At 70.2% G+C, this 23,285-nt stretch carries 18 protein-coding genes and 1 pseudogene; 5 read left to right on the plus strand and 14 right to left on the minus strand.

Annotated elements, in window-relative coordinates:
* Positions 1 to 11: 11 nt before the first annotated feature.
* Positions 12 to 1,220, plus strand: a complete 1,209-nt coding sequence (locus ACWDSL_RS01385; protein WP_450480494.1) for an MFS transporter — start codon at positions 12 to 14, stop codon at positions 1,218 to 1,220.
* The gene (locus ACWDSL_RS01390) at positions 1,217 to 2,203 is read left to right on the plus strand and encodes a zinc-binding dehydrogenase (RefSeq protein ID WP_450480496.1); all 987 of its coding nucleotides are present in this window, start codon (positions 1,217 to 1,219) and stop codon (positions 2,201 to 2,203) included. Before ACWDSL_RS01385 ends, ACWDSL_RS01390 begins: the two co-directional genes overlap by 4 nt.
* A 35-nt stretch (positions 2,204 to 2,238) precedes the next feature.
* Here the strand turns inward: ACWDSL_RS01390 and ACWDSL_RS01395 are convergent, their stop codons facing one another.
* The 3 genes and pseudogenes from ACWDSL_RS01395 to ACWDSL_RS01405 form a co-directional block, all read right to left on the minus strand.
* The gene (locus ACWDSL_RS01395) at positions 2,239 to 3,909 is read right to left on the minus strand and encodes an ATP-binding SpoIIE family protein phosphatase (RefSeq protein WP_450480497.1); all 1,671 of its coding nucleotides are present in this window, start codon (positions 3,907 to 3,909) and stop codon (positions 2,239 to 2,241) included.
* Between the two features lie 302 nt (positions 3,910 to 4,211).
* Positions 4,212 to 6,101, minus strand: a complete 1,890-nt coding sequence (locus ACWDSL_RS01400; protein WP_450480499.1) for an ATP-binding cassette domain-containing protein — start codon at positions 6,099 to 6,101, stop codon at positions 4,212 to 4,214.
* A gap of 266 nt (positions 6,102 to 6,367) precedes the next feature.
* Positions 6,368 to 7,261: pseudogene (locus ACWDSL_RS01405) on the minus strand (flavin monoamine oxidase family protein); the annotation flags it as partial.
* A gap of 67 nt (positions 7,262 to 7,328) precedes the next feature.
* On the opposite strand from ACWDSL_RS01405, the gene ACWDSL_RS01410 reads away from it, so the two are divergent.
* Positions 7,329 to 7,835, plus strand: a complete 507-nt coding sequence (locus ACWDSL_RS01410; RefSeq protein WP_450480501.1) for a MarR family winged helix-turn-helix transcriptional regulator — start codon at positions 7,329 to 7,331, stop codon at positions 7,833 to 7,835.
* Between the two features lie 30 nt (positions 7,836 to 7,865).
* Here ACWDSL_RS01410 and ACWDSL_RS01415 read toward each other — a convergent pair whose 3' ends face one another.
* From ACWDSL_RS01415 to ACWDSL_RS01460, 10 genes are all read right to left on the minus strand, one after another.
* Entirely contained in the window at positions 7,866 to 8,837 is a 972-nt protein-coding gene (locus ACWDSL_RS01415; RefSeq protein WP_450480503.1) for a WD40 repeat domain-containing protein, read from the minus strand.
* A gap of 66 nt (positions 8,838 to 8,903) precedes the next feature.
* Positions 8,904 to 9,212, minus strand: coding sequence for a hypothetical protein (locus ACWDSL_RS01420; protein WP_450480505.1), 309 nt, complete (start codon positions 9,210 to 9,212; stop codon positions 8,904 to 8,906).
* Positions 9,209 to 9,769, minus strand: a complete 561-nt coding sequence (locus ACWDSL_RS01425; protein ID WP_450480506.1) for an RNA polymerase sigma factor — start codon at positions 9,767 to 9,769, stop codon at positions 9,209 to 9,211. The genes ACWDSL_RS01420 and ACWDSL_RS01425 overlap by 4 nt, the downstream gene beginning before the upstream one ends.
* A gap of 168 nt (positions 9,770 to 9,937) precedes the next feature.
* Positions 9,938 to 11,863 (minus strand): bifunctional serine/threonine-protein kinase/glutamate ABC transporter substrate-binding protein, encoded by a 1,926-nt coding sequence (locus ACWDSL_RS01430; protein ID WP_450480570.1) that lies wholly within the window; start codon positions 11,861 to 11,863, stop codon positions 9,938 to 9,940.
* Positions 11,864 to 12,049: 186 nt separating this feature from the next.
* Entirely contained in the window at positions 12,050 to 13,294 is a 1,245-nt protein-coding gene (locus ACWDSL_RS01435; RefSeq protein WP_450480508.1) for a cytochrome P450, read from the minus strand.
* Positions 13,295 to 13,343: 49 nt separating this feature from the next.
* Entirely contained in the window at positions 13,344 to 14,738 is a 1,395-nt protein-coding gene (locus ACWDSL_RS01440) for an NAD(P)/FAD-dependent oxidoreductase (RefSeq protein ID WP_450480510.1), read from the minus strand.
* Entirely contained in the window at positions 14,728 to 14,955 is a 228-nt protein-coding gene (locus tag ACWDSL_RS01445; protein ID WP_014172977.1) for a ferredoxin, read from the minus strand. Before ACWDSL_RS01445 ends, ACWDSL_RS01440 begins: the two co-directional genes overlap by 11 nt.
* 187 nt (positions 14,956 to 15,142) lie before the next feature.
* Positions 15,143 to 16,039, minus strand: coding sequence for a dioxygenase family protein (locus ACWDSL_RS01450; protein WP_450480512.1), 897 nt, complete (start codon positions 16,037 to 16,039; stop codon positions 15,143 to 15,145).
* Positions 16,040 to 16,181: 142 nt separating this feature from the next.
* Positions 16,182 to 18,737 (minus strand): PA14 domain-containing protein, encoded by a 2,556-nt coding sequence (locus tag ACWDSL_RS01455; RefSeq protein ID WP_450480514.1) that lies wholly within the window; start codon positions 18,735 to 18,737, stop codon positions 16,182 to 16,184.
* 251 nt (positions 18,738 to 18,988) lie between these two features.
* Positions 18,989 to 20,023 carry a helix-turn-helix domain-containing protein gene (locus tag ACWDSL_RS01460; protein ID WP_450480516.1) on the minus strand — a complete coding sequence of 345 codons (1,035 nt, stop codon included), beginning with the start codon at positions 20,021 to 20,023 and terminating at the stop codon, positions 18,989 to 18,991.
* A 117-nt stretch (positions 20,024 to 20,140) separates the two neighbouring features.
* Between ACWDSL_RS01460 and ACWDSL_RS01465 the strand changes: the two genes are divergently transcribed.
* The gene (locus ACWDSL_RS01465) at positions 20,141 to 21,040 is read left to right on the plus strand and encodes an alpha/beta hydrolase (RefSeq protein WP_450480518.1); all 900 of its coding nucleotides are present in this window, start codon (positions 20,141 to 20,143) and stop codon (positions 21,038 to 21,040) included.
* Positions 21,041 to 21,092: 52 nt separating this feature from the next.
* A complete protein-coding gene (locus ACWDSL_RS01470) occupies positions 21,093 to 22,289 on the plus strand; it encodes a serine hydrolase domain-containing protein (protein WP_450480572.1) in 1,197 nt (398 codons plus the stop codon).
* Positions 22,290 to 22,318: 29 nt separating this feature from the next.
* On the opposite strand, the gene ACWDSL_RS01475 is transcribed toward ACWDSL_RS01470, so the two are convergent.
* Positions 22,319 to 23,272: a DUF5996 family protein gene (locus ACWDSL_RS01475; RefSeq protein WP_450480520.1), complete on the minus strand. Its 954-nt coding sequence runs from the start codon at positions 23,270 to 23,272 to the stop codon at positions 22,319 to 22,321.
* Positions 23,273 to 23,285 lie beyond the last annotated feature (13 nt).

Genomic DNA, 23,285 nt, shown 5'->3' on the forward strand with positions numbered 1-23,285 from the left:
GAGGCGGCCGCATGCCCACGCCGCTGCGGCGGGCACGGACAGCGGTGTCGGCGATCTTCTTCGTCCATGGTGCGATCTTCGCCTCCTGGGCCGCCCGAGTACCCGCCGTACAGGATGAACTCGCGCTGTCCGCAGGCGTGTTGGGTCTGGTGCTGGCGGGCCCGGGGCTCGGCGCGCTGGCCGGCAGCCAGGCGGGCGGGCTGCTGGTGCGGCGCCTCGGCAGCCGTACGGTGAGCGCGCTGGCCCCCGTGGTGCTGTGCCTGCCGCTCGGCGTCGTCCCGACCGCGCATACCGCGTGGTCGCTGATGGCCGTGCTGCTGCTGCTCGGCGCCGCCGACGGATGTACGTCGGTGGCGATGAACGCCCAGGCGGTCTCCGTGCAGCAGCGGTACGGACGCGCGGTGCTCAACTCCATGCACGCCATCCGCAGCATCGGCGCCGTCGCGGGCGGCCTGGCCGGAGTCGCCACGGCATCCCTCAACATGCCGCTGACGGCGCAGTTCGTGTCCATGGCCGTCCTGCTCGCCGTCGTGTCTGCGGTGGCGGCCTGCGGGCTCCAGCCGGATGTGGAAGATGCGACGCGCACACCGCCGAGCGACCAGGCCACGGCGGCGGACGGCTCGGCGGAACCGGTCGGCCAGGGTCCGAAGGGGCGGCTGACCGTGCCGCTGCTCGCGCTGATGACCTTCCTCGCCGCTCTGGTGGAGGACGCCCCCGCGTCGTGGAGCGGTGTGTATCTGCGCCATGTGGGGGCGGACGCCGCGATGGCCGCGGCCGGGTACGCGGCCTTCTCGGCGGGATCGGTCGTCACCCGGCTGTTCAACGACTGGCTGGTCGATCGCCTCGGGTGGGTACGCCTCATTCGGATCGGCACCCTGTGCTGTGCGGCCGCGCTGACCGTCGCCCTGCTGCTCGGACGGCCCGGGGTCACCTTGGCGGCGCTCGTCGTCGCGGGTGCCGGGATCAGCGCGGTCTTCCCCGGCGCGTTCACCGCCGCGGGGGCGCTGCCCGACTCGGCCCGGGTGATGGGCCATGTCGGCTTCGCCGGAAACCTCGGCTGGCTGCTGGTCTCCCCGATCATCGGCGGTCTGTCGACCCTCGTCGGGCTGCCGACCGCCCTCGGTCTGCTGGCGGTCGCGGCGGTGATCATCGCCGGTCTGGCCCCGGTCACCTGCTCGGTGGCGCCCGTACGTGCACGGGAGCGGCAGGTCGTCCCGTGAAGGCGCCGACCACCTCAACCACCCAGGCCCTGTTGACCGGTCCCGGCCGGGTCGATCTCATTCGCAGACGGCTTGAGCCGGTCCGTACCGGCCAGGCCCTGATCCGGGTCACCCAGTGCGGTCTGTGTGCGTCGGAGGCCGATCAGTGGCTCGGCAGATCAGGCCGCTATCCGGTCGAGATAGGTCATGAAGTCGCCGGTGTGGTCGAGGAGATCGCGCCGGGCGACGAGGGAGGTCCGCTGAGCGTCGGCGATCACGTGGTGGCGTGGGTGCCCGGCGGCGGATTCACCGAATTCATGGTCATCGAGACGCGTCACGCCCTACCTGTCCGCCCCGGCCGCGTCTTTCCGGCCGTGGCGGAGCCGCTGTCGTGCTGCGTCAACGCCGTCGAACTCGCCGCTCCGAGGGTGGGGGCCGATGTGGTGATCATCGGAACCGGCTTCATGGCCCTGCTCATCCAACGTCTCTCGGTTCTCAAGGGCGCGCGATCGGTCATCGTGGCGGGCCGCCGTCCCACCGCCCTGGCCCGCTGCGCCGAGCGGGGCGCGACACGGGTGGTGGATCTGCGCACCGAATCGCTCGCCGCTGTCGTCGCGGCGGACACCGAGGCCGGTGGCGCGGACGTGACGTACGAGGCCACCGGCGCCCAGGACGCCCTCACCCTCGCGGGCCAGGTCACCCGCACCAGTGGCACGATCGCGATCGTCGGATACCACCAAGGGGAGCCCCGGACGGTCGACCTCGCGCACTGGAACGAGCGGGCGTTCCGGATCGCCAATGCCCACTTCCGCGATCTCCCCACGATCCTCGGCGGCATGCGCACCGCGATCGCGGTGGTCGACTCGGGCCAGCTGGATCCCTCGGACCTCCTGACACATCGCTACCCGCTGCACGAGATTCCCGCCGCGTTCCGGGACGCGGTCCGCAGGCCCGATGGGTTCATCAAGGCCGTCATCGAACCCGCCCCCTCCGCCCGAGCCTGACGCCGCCCGTTCCGTAGCGGCGTCGGGCTCGGGCGTCAGAGCCGGCGCGCGGTCGCGCGGGACGCCGGGGCGGGCAGGTTGCTTTCGAACCAGACGGTTCTGCCGGTGGCGGTGTCGGAGCAGCCCCATCGCGTGGCGAGCTTCTGGAGCAGGGTGATGGCGCAGTGGGACGCTTGAGTGCCGGGGGTGTGCGGGAGCATGGGCGTGATCTGCTGGTCGCCGGTGACTTCACACAGGAGTGTGTCGGTGTGGACCAGCCGCAGGCCGACCGGATGGCTGGTGTGGCGGATGGCGTTGGTGAGCAGTTCGCCGGCGAGGAGTTCGGTGGTGTCACAGAGCGGGCCCAGACCCCATGCGGTGAGGGTGTCGCGCACCCGGCGCCGGGCGACGCTCACCTGTTGGGGCTGCGGCGGAAAGCGCCAGGTGGCCATCTTGTCGTCGGGGATGCTGTGCAGGCGGGCCATGAGGACGGCGATGTCGTCGTGCTCGCCGATGGGGTGCTGCTGCCGGAGCAGGGACTCGCACGCCTCGTCCAGCGACGGGTGGGTCGCGGTGAGGCCGCAGCGCACGGCGAGGAGCCCCTCCTCGATGTCGTGTCCGCGCGCCTCCACCAGGCCGTCGGTGTAGAGGACGAGAAGACTGCCGGAGTCGATGGCCACGTCCAGCGTGTCGAAGGCGGTGCTCCCCACACCGATCGGCGCGCCGACGGGAATCTCGAGAAGTTCGTCCGTGCCGTCGGGGCGCAGCAGGACGGGCGGCAGATGGCCGGCGCTGGCGAAGGCGGCTCGGCCCGCGATGGGGTCGTAGATGGCGTACAGACAGGTGGTCAGGGGGACGTGGCCGAGGTGTTGCGCCAGCTGATCGAGGTGGGCCAACAGCTGCGCGGGCGGAAGGTCCATGGTGGCGAGGGTCCTGACGGCGGTGCGCAGTTGGCCCATCGCCACGGCGGCGTGCAGTCCGTGGCCCGCCACATCGCCGATGACGAGGCCGACCCGGTGGCGGGGCAGCGGGATCACGTCCAGCCAGTCGCCACCGACCTGTGTGGTGCGGCTGCACGGGTGGTAGCGGTAGGCGATCTCCACGCTGGGCAGACGGGGTGGCCGCGTGGGCAGAAGGCTGCGCTGCAGCACGGCGGACGTTCTGGCCTCATGGCTGTAGAGGCGGGCGTTGTCCAGGGACAGGGCCGCCTGCTCGGCCATCTCCTGGCAGGCGGCCAGGTCCACCGGGCTGAAGGCGAGCCGCTCCGGTTTCCGCCCGAACACCATGAAGCCGAGGACCAGGCCCCGTACGGTCAGCGGCACCAGCATGACGGACGAGCCGGAGAGCACCGACCGGGCGGCCGGGCTGTCGAGCTCCTGCGGCAGCTGGTGCAGGGTGTCCTGGTCGACCCGGGGGATGAGGATGGGTTCGACGAGCGCGAGAAACCGGGCCATGGCCGTGTCGGCCTGGTAGACGAAGGTCCGCTCCGCGTGGAGTTCTTCCGCGCCGGGGTCGTCGGTGTGCGCGCTCGCCACGCGGTGCATCACGACGGAGCCCGGCGGCTGCTGCGGAACGGAGGCGTCGTCCTGGGCGGTTACGTGGTCGTGCAGATGGACGGAGGCGAAGTCGGCGAACCGCGGTACGGCCGAGGTGACCAGTACGCGGGCCATGTGGCCGAGGTCCAGGGTGGTGCCGATACGGCTGGTCGTCTCCCGGAGGAATGTCACTCTGGCCGCATCGGCTTGCGCCTGCGCGACGGCCGTGCCCCGCTGATCGAGAGCGACGCTGTTCGGAGCGCATGGTGATGCCTCAGGCAGCAACGAGGCCCCCTTGACGTAGTGCCGGGCTCCGGTCGGGCCCGTGTGACGACGAGGGAACGGCGGCGGGCCGCGGGGTCCGGCAGCTGGTCCGGATCTTCCCGCAAGACCGTATCGCCTGAATCGTCATAATGTGGTCACCCACAGGAGTGATCCGTTTCCAGCGGATGATCAGGGCATCCGTACGAGTTCTCCCGGCGCGGCGCATCGGTCTACCGGTCCTTGGCCAGGGCGACGAGCTCGGCGAAGAGGCCGTCGGCGGCCACGAGATCGTCGTACCGGCCCTGCTCGATGATCCGGCCGTTCTGCATGACGACGATCCTGTCCGCGAGCCGGGTGTTCTCGAGCTGATGCGTCACCACGATGGTCATGCGCTCAGCGGCGATGCGTTTGACTTCCAGAAAGATCTGATGCTCGCCACGCGGATCCATCTGCGATGTCGGTTCGTCCAGGATCAGCAGCGGGGTTTGGCGGTACAGGGCCCGGCCGCAGGCGAGCCGCTGCCACTGCCCGCCGGACAGCTCGGCGCCGCCGTAGAGTTCGCGGGCGAGCAGGGTGTCCAGCTGCTTGGGCAGTTTCTCGATCGCCCCGCGCATGCCGACGGCGTCGACGGCCGCCCACACGGGGGCGTCGTCGAAGGTCTTGGGCTGGCCGAGGGTGATGTTCTCGCGGGTACGCAGGGGCCAGCAGGCGAAGTTCTGGGGCACGAGCGATGTCCGCGCCCACACCGCGTCGGGCTGGGCCTGGGCCAGATCCGTTCCGTCCCACAGGACACGGCCCTTGTCCGGGAGGAGAATTCCGGTGATGAGCTTGGTCAGCGTGGACTTGCCCGAGCCGTTCTCACCCACGATCGCCAGGATCTCGCCGCGGCGTAGGGTGAGGGAGACACCGTCGACGGCGGGTTCGTCCTTGCCGGGGTACTGGTAGACGACCTCGTCGAGACGGATCTCCGCCACATGGTCCGGGATGGTCAGCTCCCCGCGCCTGGGGGCGCGGTCGGCCGCCATGTCGAGGAACGACCGCATGTCGGCGAGGTAGAGCGAGGTGTGGAACATCGCGGCGCCGTGGATGACGAGCTGGGAGAGCGCGGCGAGCGCGGTCTGGACGGCGACGACCGCGGTGGCCGCGACGGGCAGGGCCACCCGGCCGGTGGTGGCCAGCCAGGCGAGCGCGCCCCAGGTGCCCAGGAGGAACAGGCCGCCGAGGGCGGAGGTCGCCAGGACGATACGGAGGGTGCGGGGTGCGGCGGTCACGGTGCGCTGGTCGATGCGCTCGGACAAGGCGCGGTACCAGAAGACGAGATAGCCGGTCATGCCGTTGGCGCGCACCTCGTCGCTGTGGCGGGGGTAGGTGGCCCACCAGCGCATCATGCCGCGTACGTTGCGGTCGCCGACGTTGGCGTAGTGGGTTTCGTAGTCGACGCGGGCGGACAGGACGGCGCCCAGGCCGGCGGGGAGCACGGCGAGGAGGAGCAGGGGCAGCATGAGCCAGTGGAGGACGGTGATGACGCCGCCGGCGGCGACGATACGGACCAGGGCGGCCATGAAGCGCTGGCCGTCCTGGATCATCAGCCTGGTGCGGGTGACGCCGATCTCGGCGGCCTCCTGGCGGTCGGCGAACCCCGGCTCCGAGTACGCCGAGGCCTCGACCCGGCACACGGCGGAGACGAGGGCGACATCCGCCTCGGTCATCAGACGAGGGGTGATCCGGCCGTCGGCGTACGAGGACAGGGCACCGCCGATTCGGCCGACAGCGGAGGCCGCCGCCACGACGACGAGGGCGGGCAGGGCGGCGTGCAGACGTTCGGAGACCGCGCCGGTGCCGAGGATGTGCGTCATGGCCTTCGCGGTGAACCCAAGGGTGAAGGCGGCCGCGGCACCGGTGAGGATCTGGCAGGCGAGGAGGAGTACGAGGGCGGGTCGGTCGACGGTCCAGGCGATGCGCGCGGTGTGCGAGAGCACGGAGGGGAGCCGTGCGCACATCTTTGTGAAACTGGCCTCTTCCAGCGGGTTCTTGCCGTGTTTCCCCTCGAAGCTGATGGTGGCGGGCGGTGGAGGGGGCGGTGTGGCGGAGCTTGCGGCCGAGGTGTTGGTCACGGTCACCTGCGTCCTCCTCGAAGGTCGGCACCGCACCTGGATGGTCCGGCGGTGCCAGGCTCAACGAGCGAAGGGGCGAATCGAACGCGCTCGATTTTGGACGAAGCGCGGAGCCCGGAATTTCGGGGGCGTCGAACGCCTGGTCGCAGTGGCGTACGGGTTCCGGTGCGGTCGGGCTTGGCCGAAACGCCGATGCCTGTGACGTGTGTGACCTATGAGGTTTCACGGATGGTCACGGATGGCGGGCGGCTCCGCCGTTCAGTGTGCGGCGGCTACGACAGCCTGACCGGCTTCAGCTCGTCGAAGCGGTCGCCCGGACCGGGGTTCGCCGCGCTGGTCTTGCCGCCCAGCTGGGTCATGACGCCCCACACCGCGTTGAGCCCGGTCGTGACCGCTCCCTCGGCCCAGCCGCCGGTCCAGGACACATCGTCGCCCGCCAGGAAGATGCCGCGGTGGGCGGGGTCGAAGCGGTCCTGCATGAAGTGGGTGTAGAGGCGTTCCTGGTAGCGGTAGTGGCCGGGCAGGTTGTCGCTGAAGGCGCCCATGAAGTCCGGGTCGTCCTCCCAGGAGATGGTGACGGGGTCGCCGATGATGTGCGAGGCGATGTCGACGTTCGGATAGATCTGCTTGAGGGAGTGCAGCATCAGCCGTACGCGCTCGTCGACATCGAGCGGCAGCCACTTCAGCGCATCGTCGTTCCAGGTGTACGACAGACAGATCAGCGCCGGCTTGTCGGGGCCGTCGTCCAGCAGATAGGTGCCACGCGTCAGCCGGTCCGTGAGCGTGGCGCTGAGCACATGCTGCCCGGTGTCCGGGTCGATGTCCTTCCAGAAGGGCCGGTCGACCACGACGAACGTCTTGGACGACTGCATGTAGTGCGTCCGCTCGATCGCCGTCCACAGGCTGAACAGCGACTCGTCGGTGTCGATCCGGGCGGACAGCAGCCATGACTGGCATGTGGCGACGACCGCGGGGTAGCCGGCTGTCCTGCCCCACCGGTCCGTCACCTCGATGGGGCCACCCCGCCTACCCGGTCCGCCCGGCCCGTCCGCCCGCCGTATCCGCCGCACCGCACCGCGAGGCGAGCCGCCGTGCAGGGAGGCGAGGCTGGTCCCGGCGCGGCGGGGGTGCTGGTGGTCATGGTGTCTCCGGTGGCGCCTGAGTGGTTTAAATTTGAACGCGACACTGAAGATGTGCTGCTGTTCCAATTTGAACAACAGGGGGAGTGGTGACATGGGTCATACTCGATGGCTGAATGAGGACGAGATGCGCGCCTGGACGGCGTTCACCAACACCCACGCGCTGCTCTACCGGCGGCTTGAGCAGCGGCTCAAGCGGGATTTCGGCCTGTCCGGGCTGCAGTACGAAATCCTCGCCCGGCTCAGCGACGCCCCGGACCGGGAGCTGCGGATGGCCGAGCTGGCCTGCGCCCTGGTGAACTCCAAGAGCGGGCTGACCTATCAGATCGGGCAGCTGGAGAAGGCCGGGCTGGTGCGCCGGCGGTCCTGTCCGAGTGATGAGCGTGCGGTCTACGCCGTACTCACCGACGACGGCATGGCCCTGCTGGAACGGGCAGCGCCGGGCCACGTCGCCCTGGTCAGGGAACTGCTCATCGACGTGCTCACCCCCGACCAGGTACGGGCCCTCGCCGACGGCCTCGGCGAGGCGAGCCGCCGGATGACCGCCGGACCCGTGTGCTCGGGCCCCGACACCGAGGCCGCTGCCGACCTCGGCGGGTAGGCGGCCATCGGCTCGACCCGGCGAGGAGCGTCAGAGAGTCAGGTCCCAGACGCGTACGGTGCCGTCCCGGCCGGCGGTCAGGGCGACCGGGCGATCCCGCAGCGTGGTGACCGCCACCGCCTCGACGCGCGCATCGTGGCCGGTCAGCGGCGGCCCGACGGGGCGACCGCCGGCGAGATCCCAGATCCGTACCGTCCCGTCCTCGCCACCGGTCACCGCGACCGGCCGGTTGCCGACCATGGCGATGTCCAAGGCGTTGATCCCGCCCTCATGGCCGGTGGCCGGTTCGTGGATCGGGTCGTCGTCCTCGCCCGCGGCCAGGTCGAACACGTACACCTTCCCCGCGTCCGTGCCCGCCACGACGACAGGACGGCCGTCGACCTCGGAAAAACCGACAGCGTATGACCGCTGCTCGCCGTCCACGTAGCACGACGCGACCTCCTCACCATTCGCGGCATCCCATACCGTCACCCCCTCTTCCCCGCCCCCGGCGACCAGCGAGCGGCCGTCGATCCGTGCGGTGGCGAGACCCCAGACGGAGCCGGCCTCCAGCTCGATCGGCGGCTCCTCGCCGAGTCCCCACAGCTGAACTCCGTCCCAGTGGATCCCACTACTTGCCACGAACAGCGGTGGTCCCTCGTTCTTCACCGTGGCGACGGACGCGACATAGGGCCCGTTGTGGGTGTTCCCGCGCAGCAACTCGCCGCTGAACAGGTCCCAGATGGACACTCCCTGCTCATCGCCGCCGGCGGCCAGCACCACGCGCCCGGCGGAAACGGCCACGGCAACCGAGTCGATATCGTTCTCGGCATCCGGGTGCTCGGCGGCGAAAGCGGACGTCAATGGCCGCTCCAGCCATTCGTCCCGCAGCGGAGCCCACGTCCACACCTTGTAGAAGCCGGTGCACACCACCAATGGCTCCCCGTCCACATCGACGACGGCAAGGCCGTCGACCGGGCCGCCGGGTGCCACACTGCTCAGCATCAAACGATCGTCAGACATCCCGGCAGGATAATTGGCGCGTACGACAAGCCGGTTGGCGAGGGCCGTTGGGCGAGGGCCGACTGGCTAGGGGGCGGCGACCGATTCGCTGTGGCGCTTCCCGCGGTCCGTGACGGTCAGTGTGCACTGGCCGTCCTCGCAGGAGCGCTCCAGGCGGCCTCGGGAAAAGGTCTGCATCAGCCCGACTGCCCAGCACATCGGACACCCGCGCAACGCGAACAGACCGGCCGGCAGCAGCACCAGGCTGACCGGGCCGACGGCCGGTATGAGCGCGACCGAGCCGATCAGCGCGCCGAAACCCACCGCGCCGCGCACCAGGTGGCGGGGCAGGGAGGCGCTTGTGAAGCCGGGATCGTCGGCCTTCGTTCCGGTCATGGTTTCCCTCCGGGAGGTGAGTCGGATGTGGCGGCACGGAGCGTGTGCCGAACGGCCGCGCGGGCTCGGTGCAGACGCGATTTCATCGCCGCAGTACTGAGGCCCAGCGCATCGGCCACCGACCGTCCGCTGTGGCCCTGCACGTCTCGCATGATCAGCACCCGGCGCTGATCGGGTGGCAGCGCGGCGACCGCCGCCGCCACCCTGCTCGTGTCCAGGCGCCGCAGCGCCTCGTCCTCGGCGGAGTCCACGGCAGTGTCCGGCAACGGCGGGTGGCCCCGCATCATCGTCCGTGCGCGCCGTAGACACTCGTTGCGGACGATGCGGAACATCCACGACGCCAGCGCGCCGGAGGCTCGTAGCATCCCGATCTTGCGATACAGGATGATCAAGGCTTCCTGCGCCGCGTCCTCGGCGTCCTCCGGGGTCGCGCACAGGGAGTGGGCGAAGCGCTGCACATTCGGGTGTGCCCCCGACACCAGCGCGGCGATCGAGTCGACATCACCGCGCTGCGCGGCGACGACCAGCTGCTCGCTGGGCCAAGCCGAGTCAGCCACGCCCACCTCGCTTGCGCTTCATGACGAACATGCAGGTGCAGAGCAGCACCACACCAACGGCTGTACCGATACCAACGATCACGACAACCTCCACATCCTGGCCCGACGTTTGTCGGTGCAGGTATAAGAGGCGGGGGCCGCGCGAAAGGATTCAGCCTGCGCTCGCCATCACCGGGTCGGCGCGTCCGTCTGCAGGAGGGGGAGGTTCTTGCTCAGCGCCCTGTTCCAGGACCCGTCATCCGTCATCTTGTCCAAAGCCCGCTGGATTTTGTCCTTGAGCGGGCTGCCCTTGGGGATGCCGATGCCGTAGCGCTCCTCGGTCATCGCGAGGCCGCCCAGCTTGAATCCGTTCGGTTGCGCGGCGGCGTAGCCGGCGAGAATGGCGTCATCGCCGGTGATGGCATCCACGGCTCCGTCCGTCAGATCGGAGAGGCAGAGCGCGTAGGTGGCGCGTTCGCGGACCTGCGCCTGCGGTGCGAACTTCGTTCGGACGTTGAGCGCGGAGACGGACCCCGTGACCGCGCAGACCTTCCGGCCGTTGAGGTCCTGGGCCGTGCCGACGGATGTGTTGTCCCTGCTGATCAGGACGTCCTGGTGGGCCTCCAGATAGGGGCCCGCGAAGTCGATCCTCTTTTCCCGCGCGTCGGTCATGGCGTACGAGGCGACGACGAAGTCGACGTCTCCGCGCTCCAGCATGGCCTCGCGGTCGCTGCTGAGGGTCTGCTTCCACTCGATGTCGGCGGGATCGTGGCCGAGCGCTTTGGCGATGTACGTGGCCACGTCCACGTCGAAGCCCGTGTAGCGGCCGCCCGGCGTCTTGAAACCCAGGCCGGGCTGGTCGAACTTGACGCCGATGGTGATTTTCTTGCCGCCGCTCGGTCCGTTGCTCGCGCCGCCGCTCGGGGTGTCGGTCGACGCCTTGCCGGGGGTGCCGGAAGTGTCGGGCTTCTGGGAGGTGTTGTCGCCGTCGGAGCCGTCGCCCAAGGGCAGCAGCGCCCAGAGGAGGGCGCCCGCGAGTACGACTGCACCGAGGGCCGACCCGTACACCCAGCCGCGCCGTGACCGGGCCACCGGCGGCGGCGCCGGCGGGTGCACCGGTGGTGCCTGCGGCATCGGCGGGGGCGGCGGGGCGACATACGCGGGCGGCTCGCCTTGCTGCGGCACGGGCCGCGCCGGCTGCGGTGCGGCCGTGTGGGGCGGGGCGAGCGGGTAGGAGGTGGGACCGTCGGCGGGAGCCTTGGCCGCCGTGGACCCGGCCGCCGGCGCCGGCCCGGTCGTCGGCGCGGATTCGGCCGCCGGCGCTGGCCCGGCCGCCGCCTCCGCCTCGGCAGCCGCCTCCGCCTCGGTCAGCAACCGGTCCAGCGTACGGGCGTCCGGTCGCTCCTGCGGGTCGCGTACCAGTACGGACATCAGTACGGGGGTCAGCGCTCCGGCACGCTCCGGCGGCGGCACGTCCTCACCGAGGACGGCCGCGAGCGTGGCGAGCGTATTGCCGCGGCGCATCGGGTTGCGCCCCTCGACGGTGACGTAGAGCGTCATGGCCAGCGACCACAGGTCGGCCTCCGGCCCGCCGTCCTCGCCTGACACGCGCTCGGGCGCCATGTAGTCGGGTGTGCCGATGACGGAGCCTGCGGCCGTGAGGGCGGTGGATCCTTGGACGGCCGCGATGCCGAAGTCGGTGAGGACCGGGCTGCCGTCGGGCCGCAGCAGGATGTTGGCGGGCTTGATGTCCCGGTGCTGGATGCCCGCGGCGTGTGCCGCCTCCAGCCCGGCCAGCATCCCCCGCCCGAGCCGGGCCGCCTCGGCGGGGGAGAGGAGACCGCGGTCGAGCCAGCCCTGCAGCGAACCACCGGCGATCAGTTCCATGACGAGCCACGGGTACGTGTGTTCGTCGCCGTCCACGATGTGATGGATGGTCACCACGTTGGGGTGGCCGATACGCGCGAGCGCCCTGGCCTCCCGCAGGACACGGGCGCGCAGCGCGCGGGCGGCCTCGGGGTCGTACTCGGCGAGTCCCGGGTCGGGCGGGCGGACCTCCTTGAGCGCGACCTCACGGTGCAGCGCCAGGTCATGCGCTCTCCACACCAGTCCCATGCCGCCACCGCCGAGCCGCCCCAGCAACTCGAAACGGCCGTCGATCACCCGTGCCACACATCCCCCTCACCCCGACGAAGGCCCTGGTCGGAGTCGGCTCCGCGGGCCCCCGGAGCACAGCCCTGCCCAACTCTGCCACAGGTGCCGCAGCGCGGACAGGAGCTTCGAGGGGAGTCGGTCCTGCGCTCAGGCGGTGACGCCCTCGATCGCCACGGGAAGGTGACGGGGACCGCGCAGCACGGCGTTGGCGCGGTACGGTGGCGGGTCCGCCAGCAGCCGGAAGTTCTTGACCCGACGGAACAGTTCGGGCAGGGCGAGCTGCGCCTCTATACGGGCGAGCGGGGCGCCGAAGCAGTAGTGGATGCCGGTGTAGAAGCCGAGGTGTTCGTTGTCCTTGCGGTCGGGCATGAACCGGTCGGGGTGCTCGAAGCGTCTCGGGTCGCGGTTGGCCGCGGCCAGCATGAGCCAGACCGGGGAGCCCTTGGGGATGGTGGTGTCGGCGATGTCGATATCGGCCAGGGCGGTGGTCCACGGGACGAACTGGACCGGGGGCTCGTAGCGCAGTACCTCCTCGATGAGGGGGGTGGCCAGGTCCGGGTCGTGTCGGAACCGCCGGAGGACATCGGGGTGGCGCAGCAGGGTGAGCGTGGTGTTCGTGATCAGGTTGACGGTGGTTTCATGGCCGGCGACCAGGAGCAGCACCGCCGTGGCCACCAGATCCTTGGGTGTCATGCCCCCGCCGGGGCCGGTGTGGGGGGCGAGGGCGCTGAGGATCCCGGGGCGGGGACGGCGGCGTGAGGCGTCGATCAGATCGGCCAGGTAGGCGCCCATCTCCTGGCGTGCCGTGTCCGACTTCTCTTGGGGGCTTTGGCCGCTTTCGGCGCCCTCGGCGCGGTGCGGATCGATCCCGGCCGCCAGGGCGTCGGCCCAGCCGTGGAAGCGCGGCTCGTCCTCACGCGGCACGCCGAGGACCTTGCAGATGGCCGTGACCGGAAGCGGGTAGGAGAAGTCCTCGACGATGTCGACCTGGTCCTTTCCCTCGAAGGCGTCGAGCAGTTCGGTGACGACCTTGCCCAGGTCCGCTTGCAGATCGTGGAGGAACCGGGGGCTGTGCGGGGGGCCGAACGGGCGGTTCGCCGCATCGCGCAGCCGGTCGTGTTCGGGCGGGTCGGTGAAGATGAAGCTCGGCGGCAGGCCCGTGTCCTCCGCCGATTCCCCGCTGCGGGGGCAGCCGGGCGCGCGGTTGCGTGTGTCGTTGCTGAGCCGTGGGTCGTTGGCCAGGCTCCTCACCTCGTAGTAGGTGCTGACCAGGTAGGTGCCGTCGTCTTCCCGGATGACCGGCTGCTTGCGCAGTTCCGCGAAGAGCGGGTACGGATCGGCCCGGTTGGCGTAGTCGTTGATGCGTGCGGACATGCTGCCGAGCGTCGTCATGGTGTCTCCTAGAGGCTTCGGGCGGTCCGGGGCCGGTGGTCAGGCGCGGTCAGGCCCGGGACGGGACGAACTCGATACGCCGCTCGCTCGGTGAGTGACCCGTCAGCGTGACGGTGGGCTGGTGGGTGGGGAGGTGGGGGTCGGGCAGGGCGGGATCGACCGGCTGCAGCGCCTCGGTCCTGCGGTCGACCACGGGATAGTCGGGCGGGAACGGCGCGCCGCGCTCGATCCGCTCCCGGTAGAACCCCAGCCATTTCGCCCGGTCGAAAAAGGCCGCGGCGATGACACGGCCGCGGTACCCGTACACCGCGACGAACGCCTTCTCGGCGAGTGTCCCTTGGGTGACGACCAACTGGTCGCCCATCGTGGGGACGCCCACGGACTTGATGTTGATGCCGAACTGGACCGACCAGAACGTCGGCAACCACAGATGCGGACTGCGGTCGGGAGCCGCACAGATCATGTTGTGGGCCGCGATCCCGGCCTGTTCGACCGCGTTGCCCCAGTGTTCCAGTGCCAGGAACTGGTAGTCGAACAGCGGATGGGGGCTGCGTGCGACGTCACCGGCGGCGTAGATGTCATCGGTGACGATGCCGTTGACGTCGAACACCCGGCAACCGGCGTCGCAGGCGATCCCCCGGGGACCGGCGGCCACCCCGGAGCCGGCGAGCCATTCGGTGTTCCGTATGGCGCCGAGCGCGATCACCGCCACGTCCACATCGATGGCCGAACCGTCGGACAGGTGGCCGCGCCTGAGCCGTCCGGCCTCGTCGCCCTCCAGCGCGGTCACGCTGGTGCCGCAGCGCAGGTCCACCCCGCGATCGCGCTGGAGCCGGGCCGCCACCTCGCCGACCACTCCGCCGAGCGCGCCCACCAGCGGTGTCGGGCCGCGTTCTACGACGGTGACCTCCAGGCCCCGCTCCCGGCAGGCGGAGGCGACCTCGGACCCGGTGAAACCGGCGCCGACCACCAGCACCCGGGACGGGCCGGCGGCCAGCTTCCGGTACAGCCGGGCGGCGTCGTGGCGGGTGCGCAGCACGAACACCCCGTCCAGCGCCTCCTGTTCGGGGTGGAACCAGGGGCGGGCCCTGGTCCCGGTGGTGATCAGCAGACGGTCGTAGGCGATCGTGTCGTCGTTGGCCAGGCGTACCCGCTTGGCGTCCCGGTCCAGGCTTTCGGCAGCGACGCCCAGCCGCCACTCGGCGTCGATATCGCGCCGCCGCGGCAGCGCGGTGTCCTCGGCATGCGCCCGCCCCAGCAGCACCTGCTTGGACAGCGGTGGCCGGTCGTACGGCTCGTACGGCTCATCGCCGATCATGGTCAGGGACCCGGTGAACCCCATGTCACGCAGGGTCTCCGCCGCGCGCAGACCGGCCAGCGAGGCACCGACGACGACGATATGCCCCGCTCGCCGCAGGACCTCGACCTCGCTCTCAGCCGACACGGGGCTCCACCCCCTTCGTCGGCTCGTCGGAGTAGTCGACGAGGATGGCCTGGACCGGACAGGCCGCCGCGGCCCGTTCCACCAGCTCGCGCTGTGCCTCATCGAACTGCGGCGAGAACAGCAGTGCCTCTTCGCCGTTCAGGGCGAACACATCCGGGGCGAGGAACACGCACTGCGCGAATCCCTGGCACCGATTGAGGTCGACGACAAGTCTCATCCGGAACCCGCTCCCTGCTCGGGCCGCGGTCGCCGCAGGCTACGCGGCCCCTATGCTCGGTCCACACGCTCGGTCGGCATGCCTCTCCTCCAGGATTGACCCCTGAGGAGTGGATCGCAAAGCGGGAGCGCCCTGCGGGTCGAGCGACCAGGCGGTGCGCCGGGCCGGGGAGGGGCCCGCCGGCCCGTCATGTGCTCTGCGGGGGCAACACGATGTCGAACCGCACGCGGGACCAGCTCTTCCCGGAAAGGTCCCGTCCGTTGGGAGCCGGTGTGCCGGCCGGCTGCCGTGCGAATCGCTTGACGAGGGATTCCTTGACGCCGAACACGGCGTCGGAGTCCAGCAGGCTGTCGCCCTCGACGAAGATGTGGGTGACGAGGGTGCGCAGGCCCGGTGCGGTGGCCATGATGTGCAGATGGGCAGCGCGCAGCGGCGAGCGCGCGGTCTTGTCGAGCAGGGCTCCGACGGGTCCGTCGTGGGGGATGGGGTACGGCGTGGGGGTGAGCCCCCAGAAGGCGTAACCGCCCTTGTCGTCGGTGTACAGGTGGGCCCGGCCGGCGAGGTGGCCGTGGTCGTACTGCACGTCGTAGAGGCCGTCCTTATCGGCTTCCCACACCTCCAGGCGTGCGCCGGGGACGGGGTTGCCGTCGGTGTCGGTGACGGTGCCCTCGACCCAGCAGGGTTCTCCCGGGGCGCCGGCGGCCATGTCGCCGCCCAGGGGGATCTCGGGGGAGCCCTCGACGAAGAAGGGGCCGACCACCGTGGCTTCGGTGGCGTCGGCGGTGGCTTCATGGTTGACGTTGATGGTCTGCATGGACGCGCCGAGAACGTCCGACAGCAGCACGAACTCCTGGCGGCGGTCGGTGGTGATGTGTCCGGCCGCGGTGAGGAAGTCGATGGCCTGCTGCCATTCGGCCTCGGTCGGGCGGACCTCGCGGATGAAGGCGTGCAGATGGAGCACCAGGGCCCGCATCACCTCTTTGAGGCGGGGATCCGGCGTGTTCCGGAACGATGCGAGCACCCTACGGACCAACTCGTCCTCGGCCCCGGGCTGTTGGTCCGGCGCTGCGGGAGTGGTGGTCATGTGGCGGAACCTCCTCGGGGCGGCGTGGTGGTCGGAGTGTTCCCGGTGGGCCGACCGGGGAACACGTTGCAGGGACGGGCCGCGCGAGGACACGGACGAGGCCGCCCGGCGGGACGGGAGACGTCCGCCGGGCGGCTTCGGATCAGGCGCAGTTGGCGGGGGCCGCCCGCGACACGTCGTCGATCAACGCCTCGTGGGCCGCCTTGAGCCGCCGTACATCGGGCTTGGTGACCTTGCGGTCATAGGTGAGCAGCCCGTTGAGCTCGCCCTCGACATCCGTGATCTGCGTGTACACCGCGCCGTTGCCGCCCCGGCAGGCCAGGGCGTGCACCTCGGCCAGTTTGGTGAGGTAGTCGTCGGTGTAGGTGGCCGGGTCGACGTCGACATAGGACTGCTGGACCGACCAGGCGTGTCCGGGCACGGCCAGGCCGAGGCCGCCGTACTCGCCGCTGACCAGGGCGCGTTCGCCGTCCGGGTGGGGTGGCAGCGCGGGGCTCGGATAGCCGTGTTCGTCCATGATGTCGCCGGTGCCGCCGTCCGCACCGAGGTTGAGGCCCGACATGCTGTTGATCAGCCGGGTCGGGTCCCAAGCCTTGGCCTGGTCGGCGATGCGCGCCATGTCGTACTGGCCCCAGCCCTCGTTGAAGGTGACCCACATGACGATCGACGGGCTGCTGATGTGCTCGTCGATCATCTGCTTCATCTCGCGCTCGTACTCGGCGCGGGATGCCGCGTCCGGGTTCACCCCCGCGGTCATCGCGGGCATGTCCTGCCAGACGAGCAGGCCCAGCCGGTCCGCCCAGTAGAACCAGCGGTCCGGTTCGACCTTGATGTGCTTACGGACCGCGTTGAAGCCCATCGCCTTGTGCATCCGCAGGTCGTAGGCCAGGGCCGCGTCACTCGGCGCGGTGTGCAGACCGTCCGGCCAGAAGCCCTGGTCGAGGGTGGCCATCATGAACACCGGCTTGCCGTTGAGAACGGTGCGCGGGGTGCCGTTCACCTTCTCGACCGCGATGGAGCGCATACCGAAGTAGCTGCCGACGCGGTCGGAGCCGACGCTCACCTTGAGGTCGTACAGGAACGGATCGTCCGGCGACCACAGGCGCGCGTCGCGGATCTTCAGGGTGAGCGGGGTGCCGCTGCGCCCGGTGGCGGTGGCCACGGGCCGTTTGCCCTCGTACGCCGTCGCCGTGACCGGAAGGCCGTCCCGTACGCCCCGCGGCTCGACCGTCAGGGTGCCCGCGCTCACATCCGGGGTGAGCTTGAGCGAATCGACGTGGTCGGCCGCCACCGGCTCCAGCCACACCGTCTGCCAGATGCCGGAGGAGGGCGTGTACCAGATGCCACTGGGGTCGAGGCGCTGTTTGCCGAGGGGCGGGTTCTCACCGCTCGTGGCGTCGGTCGGGTCGTAGACGCCGACGATCAGCTCCTGGGTACGGCCCGGTTTGAGGGCGTCGGTGATGTCGGCGCCGAACTTGTCGTAGCCGCCCTGGTGATCGGCGACCTTGGTGCCGTTGACATAGACCTCCGTCCGCCAGTCGACCGCGCCGAAGTTCAGCCGCAGACGCTTGCCGGAGCCGATGTGCCAGTCGGCAGGGACGGTGAAGGTGCGCCGGTACCACATGCGGTCCTCATGCCGTTCGAGGCCCGACAGCTGGGACTCGACGGGGTACGGGACGAGGATCTTCTCGGCGAGGTTCCTGCCCACCGGCGGCTGCTCGCCCGCCTTGGCCGCGGCGAACTGCCAGGTGCCGTTGAGGTTCTGCCAGTCGCCACGAGTCAGCTGCGGTCTGGGGTACTCGCGGTGGGCGTTGCCCGGGGTGACGTCGTCGGCCCACCGGGTGCGCAGTTCGTATGTGGAGAGGTTGGCGCCGCTGCTCCAGAAGGATCTGACAACGTTGCCATCCATGCCGGTCAGACCGCCCGTTCCGTCGTAACGGACATCGGCGGTGCCGCGTGCGGTGCCGGTCTTGTTGCCGACGACGGGCTCTTTGAGTGCGACCAGCAGCGACGTGGGGTCGGCTTCATTCAGCCGGGCCTCGCCGAGCGGCCAGGTGGCACCGCCGATCACGGCGGTCAGGTGGTCGGCGAGTTCGGCCGGGGGCGTCTGGAGCTTCTGGGCGAAGTCGAGCCTCAGCGTCCGGCCGTCCTCCAGGACCGTGGTGGCGATGGCGCCGTTGTAGTCGTAGCCCTCGGGCAGCGCCAAGGCGGACTGCGGGATGGCCGTCTTCGTGCCGCCGGGCGGTGTCCAGCGCACATGGAGGTTGGAGCCTCCGTAGTGCTCGAAGTACTCGACCTTGATGTCGTACGCCGTGCCCGCGGTCAACTCCACGGGCTCGCTGGTCTGTTCCCGGTCCCAGTCGTCGACCCAGTGGTCGATGACGAGATTGCCGCCGACCCAGAGGCGGAAGCCGTTGTCCCCGCTGATCGAGAAGGTGGTGGGCCCCGTCTTCTCCGGTACGATCCGGCCGGTCCAGCGGACGCTGACGTCGTCCGACCGGCCGGTGGCGGAACGCAGCCGGGACTCCAGGGAGTCGAAGTCGAGCCGCGGATCGAAGCCGGTGGCCTTAAGTTCGTGGAAGTCGAAGGCGCCGGGGGCGGACTGGGTGTAGTACTCGCCCTTGAGGCCATGGACCTCGGGGGGATCGTCCGCCGCCGTCGCGACGGGTGCGGCGGTCAGTCCCGCGACACCCAGCATTACCGCGATGAGCAGGGCGATTCGGTTTCTCAGCGGTCTGGACCGCCTTAACGGTCTTGGCGGACGGAGCGGACTGAACGGACTGAACGATCTGATGCGCACGGATCCTCCTTGGCTGAGGAAGGGTGGCGGCTCGGTGCTTCAGTCTGTACAACGTTGTCATCAGGAGTAGTTGGCATAAGAGCATGGCTCCCGACCTCAAGTCCAGACCATGAACACGCTCCCGGCCGGGCAACCACATCGTGGGTGGCTCAGTCGTTGTGCAGCCGCCATAGGGTGAGGGCGAGCCTGGCCCGGGTCAGCCCGGTGGGCCCGGTGAGCTCGATGTCCAAGTTCCTGGCGATCTGTTCGACCCGGCGGGCGACGCTGCTGTGGTGCAGATGGAGCAGGTCGGCGGCCCGGCGCAGGGAGCCGGTGGCGCAGTAGGCGTCCAGCACCTCCATGTCGTCCGCGTTGCCGGCGATACGGCCGATGGCTGCCACGTCGGCGTTGTCGAGTGAGGCGTCCCGGGGTATCTCGGCCAGAAGCGCCAGCGCGCCCAGATCGGCGTGGCGGACGACGGGTTCGCGCGCGGTGGTGAAGCGGAGGGCGGTGCGGGCCTGCCGCCAGGAACGGTCGGGGCCTCCGGCGGCGCCGATGCCCGCGCGTACGTCCGCCGGAAACCGGGCCGGGTCCACGGTGGCGGCCAGGATGACACCCACGTCGGCGAGCGGCGCCGCCTTGACCGGGCGGGCCGGGCAGATCAGGCCGCCGATCCGGTCGAGCGGGAGCCGCGAGCGTACGGCGACGACGTAAACCGGCAGACCGGGGGCGAACCCCAGGAGCCGCAGCGCCCGCGCTCTGGCCGCCTCGTCGCTGCCTGCGCTGATCGCCAGTTCGACGAGGGCGGGGTCGGCCATGGTGGTGCGGGCCGGGCCGTACCGCTCGACGGCCGCCGCGGCGGCGATGGCGAGCCGGTCGAGGAGGACTTCGTCGAGCGGGCCCGCCGGGCCGGGCCGTTCCAGCCACACCGTGCCGATCTCCTCGTCGTCGAGGGTGATCGGCGCCGTGGTGGACGCGGGCGACGGCGGAGTCGACGCCTCCGTGCCATGGGGCGATACGCGGATGGTCCGGCCCGTGCCGTGGAGCCGTATCCCGGCGACGCATTCGGCCAGGCCCGCCGAGGCGCGGGCGAGCGCCGGGAGATCCACCCGTCGGCGCATCAGGGTGTCATAGAACGTAACGATGCGGATCGCGCCATCGACGTACGGATCGAGTCCCGACAGCCGTACGGCCAGTGCCTCCATGGCAGAAGGATAGAAGGACGGGGAGACGGACAGGGGCGCCGGTCGGTGCGTGATCGGGGCGGGATGCGCGACGGATGGCGGATGACCCCTCGCGGGACGGCCGTGAGGATGGTCGTCATGGATCCCGAACTCGAAGCATTCCTTCCGTTGTTCCCCCGGACCGATCTGACCGACCCGTCCACCGCGCGCACGAGCTTCGCCGGGTTGGCCGCCGCGGTGCCGGTACCGGACACCGCGGACATGGAGGTCGAGGACCGTACGGTGTCCGCCGATCCGGACGTGGCGGTGCGGATCTACCGGCCGCACCAGGCGCAGGGCGCCGTCGTCTGGCTGCACGGCGGCGGATTCGTCATGGGGAACCTGGACACCGAACACCCGTGGGCCGCCCGGATCGCCTCCGGCTCCGGCGCGGTGGTGATCTCGGTGGCCTACCGGCTGGCCCCCGAACATCGCTTCCCGGCCGCCCTGGACGACGCCTACGCCGTGCTGAAGTGGACGGCCGAGCACGCGGGCCAACTCGGCGTCGACCCGTCGCGGATCGCGGTCGGAGGGCACAGCGCCGGCGGCGGGATCGCGGCCGCGCTGGCGCTGCGGGCGCGTGACGAGCGGGGGCCGGCGATTTGCTTCCAACTGCTCAACCAGCCGGGGCTCGACGACCGCCAGGAGACGTGGTCGGCACGGAACTTCACCGACACGCCCTGGTTCAATCGCGACAAGGCCACCGCAGCGTTGCGGCAGTACCTGGGCGACCAGGCCGCGACACCGTACGCCGCCCCCGCGCGGGCCGCCGATCTGTCCGGTCTGCCACCGGCCTATATCGCCACCGCGGAGCTGTGTCCCAACCGCGACGAGGACATCGCGTACGCGCTGCGCCTGCTGCAGGCGGGCGTGTCGGTCGAACTGCACCAGTGGCCCGGCACCTTCCACGGATCGCAGGCGATTCTGTCCGCCGCGGTCTCCCAGCGGCAGAACGCCGAACTCGGCGCCGCCCTGCGCCGCGCGCTGAACGGGGCCTGACATGGGGAGAGTCCCCGATGCATTTATGGATCATGAAAGGACGGATGTCTTGATAACCGAACCCAACGAGGCATACGACGTGGCGGCCGGCGGCGCGGGCTCGTCGACCGATCTCGATTTCGCGGAGCTTCAGTCCGCCGTGGACGGTGTCCACCGGGCGGGGATGCCGGGGGTGTTCGCCGAGGTGCGCGACGGCGGCCGGATATGGCGCGGCGCCTCCGGGGTCGCCGATGCCGAAACCGGCCGTCCCGTCGGTCCCGAGATGCGCCATCGCGTCGGCAGCATCACCAAGACCTTCACCGCCGCCGCCATCATGCAGCAGGTCGAGCGGGGCCGGATCGAACTCGACGCGCCGATCGGCGGCTATCTGCCGCGGCTGGTGCCGGGAGAGCGCGGCAGCGCGATCACGGTGCGGATGCTGCTCAACCACACCAGCGGCATCTGTGACTACATCCCCTCCGCGTTTTCGTCCCTCCGCGGTGTCCCCTCTCTGTCGGACATCTCGCCCGAGAAGGTGGACGACAACCGGTTCCGGCAGTTCGACCCGGCCGAGCTGATCGAGATGGGGCTCGCGGCGCCGCCCGTCGGCGAGCCCGGAGGCCCTAAAGGGGTGTACTCCAATACCAATTACGTGCTCCTGGGCAAACTCCTGGAGCAGGTGACCGGTACCCCGGCCGAGAAGTACGTGACCGAGAATGTCATCGAGCGCGCCGGTCTCCGGCACACCGAGTTTCCGACCGGCACGCATATCGAGGGACCGCACCCACGGATATACGAGGCCCTGTACGGCCTGATCGACCCGCCGCGCGACTACAGCGTCTACAACATGTCCTGGGTCTGGCTGACGGCCTCCTTGATATCGACCATGGAGGATCTCAACCGTTTCTTCGGCAAGCTGCTCGACGGCGAGATCGTCGACCAGCCGTCGCTGGCACAGATGCAGCGCACGGTCCCGGTCCGCGCCCTGGACGGAACGACGATCGACTACGGCTTCGGTCTGCACAAGGTCAGCACCCCGGACGGCGCCACCTTCTGGGGCAACACCGGCACGGTGTGGGGAGCCGGAACGATGTCCCTGACACGGGCCGACGGCAAGCGTCAGATGTCCGTCGCGATCAACCTCATGAGGTGGAACAAGCCGGATTCCTCGGGGAAGCCGCAGCACCACCCCATCGACGACGCGCTGCCGACGCTGTACCGGCAGGCGATGTGCGGTACCGCACACGCCCCGGCCGAGAAGACCTCGTAGGGTACGGACCGGCCCGAAAGCGGCGGACGTCAGTGGTGCTGGGCCTCGGCCAGGGAAGGCGGTGTCCTGCTCATGTACCAACCGTCGTAGCGGGGCCCGACGAGGTCCGACGGCCAGCCCGCCGTCTCCACGGCGGCGTCGTAGACGGCGTCACCGAACGCGACGATGGACCGATGCGGGTTGGGTGTGTCCCTGAGCGTGGCCCACGGCAGCAGAACCAGACCGGCGTCGGGATTCCAGGCCGCGCCGTCGACCCCCCAGGACCGGCCCTCGAGGCCGTCCGGCTGGGGCCAGATATAGGCGTACATGCCCGCATCCGGCGCATCGGGGGTGCCGAACGCGAATCCCACCGCCATGTACTCCTCGATCTGGGCGTTCTGCTGAAACGCCGGGCCTTGGGCCGGTGGCGCGGTGGGCCGCGCGCGGTGGCGCGTGGCGGAGAGGTCGAAACCGCCCCACATCACACCGACCCGGGGGCGGTGGCCTTGGAAGGGCGCCTGCCACGCCTCGAGACCGCCGGCGGCGAGGTTCAGCGCGCTCCAGATCAGCCCAGCGGTGCGGTCATCCCAGTGGCGTTCGACGCGATCGTCTCCGAAGGTCGCCGGGGCACCGGGAATCTCGCAGATCAACGAGGAGCCCGGGCGGCGAATGCCGAGGTCGCCCACCGCGTGGCAGAACGACGCGTAGAACGCGGCCAGCGATTCGTCGAACAACGGCACGGTCCGTGTGCCCGAGTCCGTCTCGATGACCACGTCGCCGTCGAGCAGACGGTAATGCACGGTGAAGGTCACATCTCGCTGCCGGAGCGTTGGTGTCCTGAGCCCACGGGGTGTGACATCGAGGACGATGTTTCCCCAGCCGATCTCGAAGGGCTCGTCGAGGGTGTATTTGCCCGCGACCTGCACCAATCGGTTCACGAAGGCAACCATGGGAGCCAGTTCCTCGTAGACCAGCCGTGGCCATACGCGGATGGATGTGCTCACGACGAACCTCCCA

It is taken from the genome of Streptomyces sp. NPDC000941 (assembly GCF_053599555.1).

What these genes read in the sequence shown, in the direction of transcription:
- ACWDSL_RS01385 (WP_450480494.1), top strand. Translation starts at nt 12, where the DNA reads ATGCCCACGCCGCTGCGGCGGGCACGGACAGCGGTGTCGGCGATCTTC.
- ACWDSL_RS01410 (WP_450480501.1), top strand. Translation starts at nt 7,329, where the DNA reads ATGGGTCATACTCGATGGCTGAATGAGGACGAGATGCGCGCCTGGACG.
- ACWDSL_RS01415 (WP_450480503.1), bottom strand. Translation starts at nt 8,837, where the DNA reads ATGTCTGACGATCGTTTGATGCTGAGCAGTGTGGCACCCGGCGGCCCG.
- ACWDSL_RS01420 (WP_450480505.1), bottom strand. Translation starts at nt 9,212, where the DNA reads ATGACCGGAACGAAGGCCGACGATCCCGGCTTCACAAGCGCCTCCCTG.
- ACWDSL_RS01430 (WP_450480570.1), bottom strand. Translation starts at nt 11,863, where the DNA reads ATGGGACTGGTGTGGAGAGCGCATGACCTGGCGCTGCACCGTGAGGTC.
- ACWDSL_RS01435 (WP_450480508.1), bottom strand. Translation starts at nt 13,294, where the DNA reads ATGACGACGCTCGGCAGCATGTCCGCACGCATCAACGACTACGCCAAC.
- ACWDSL_RS01445 (WP_014172977.1), bottom strand. Translation starts at nt 14,955, where the DNA reads ATGAGACTTGTCGTCGACCTCAATCGGTGCCAGGGATTCGCGCAGTGC.
- ACWDSL_RS01450 (WP_450480512.1), bottom strand. Translation starts at nt 16,039, where the DNA reads ATGACCACCACTCCCGCAGCGCCGGACCAACAGCCCGGGGCCGAGGAC.
- ACWDSL_RS01455 (WP_450480514.1), bottom strand. Translation starts at nt 18,737, where the DNA reads ATGCTGGGTGTCGCGGGACTGACCGCCGCACCCGTCGCGACGGCGGCG.
- ACWDSL_RS01460 (WP_450480516.1), bottom strand. Translation starts at nt 20,023, where the DNA reads ATGGAGGCACTGGCCGTACGGCTGTCGGGACTCGATCCGTACGTCGAT.
- ACWDSL_RS01465 (WP_450480518.1), top strand. Translation starts at nt 20,141, where the DNA reads ATGGATCCCGAACTCGAAGCATTCCTTCCGTTGTTCCCCCGGACCGAT.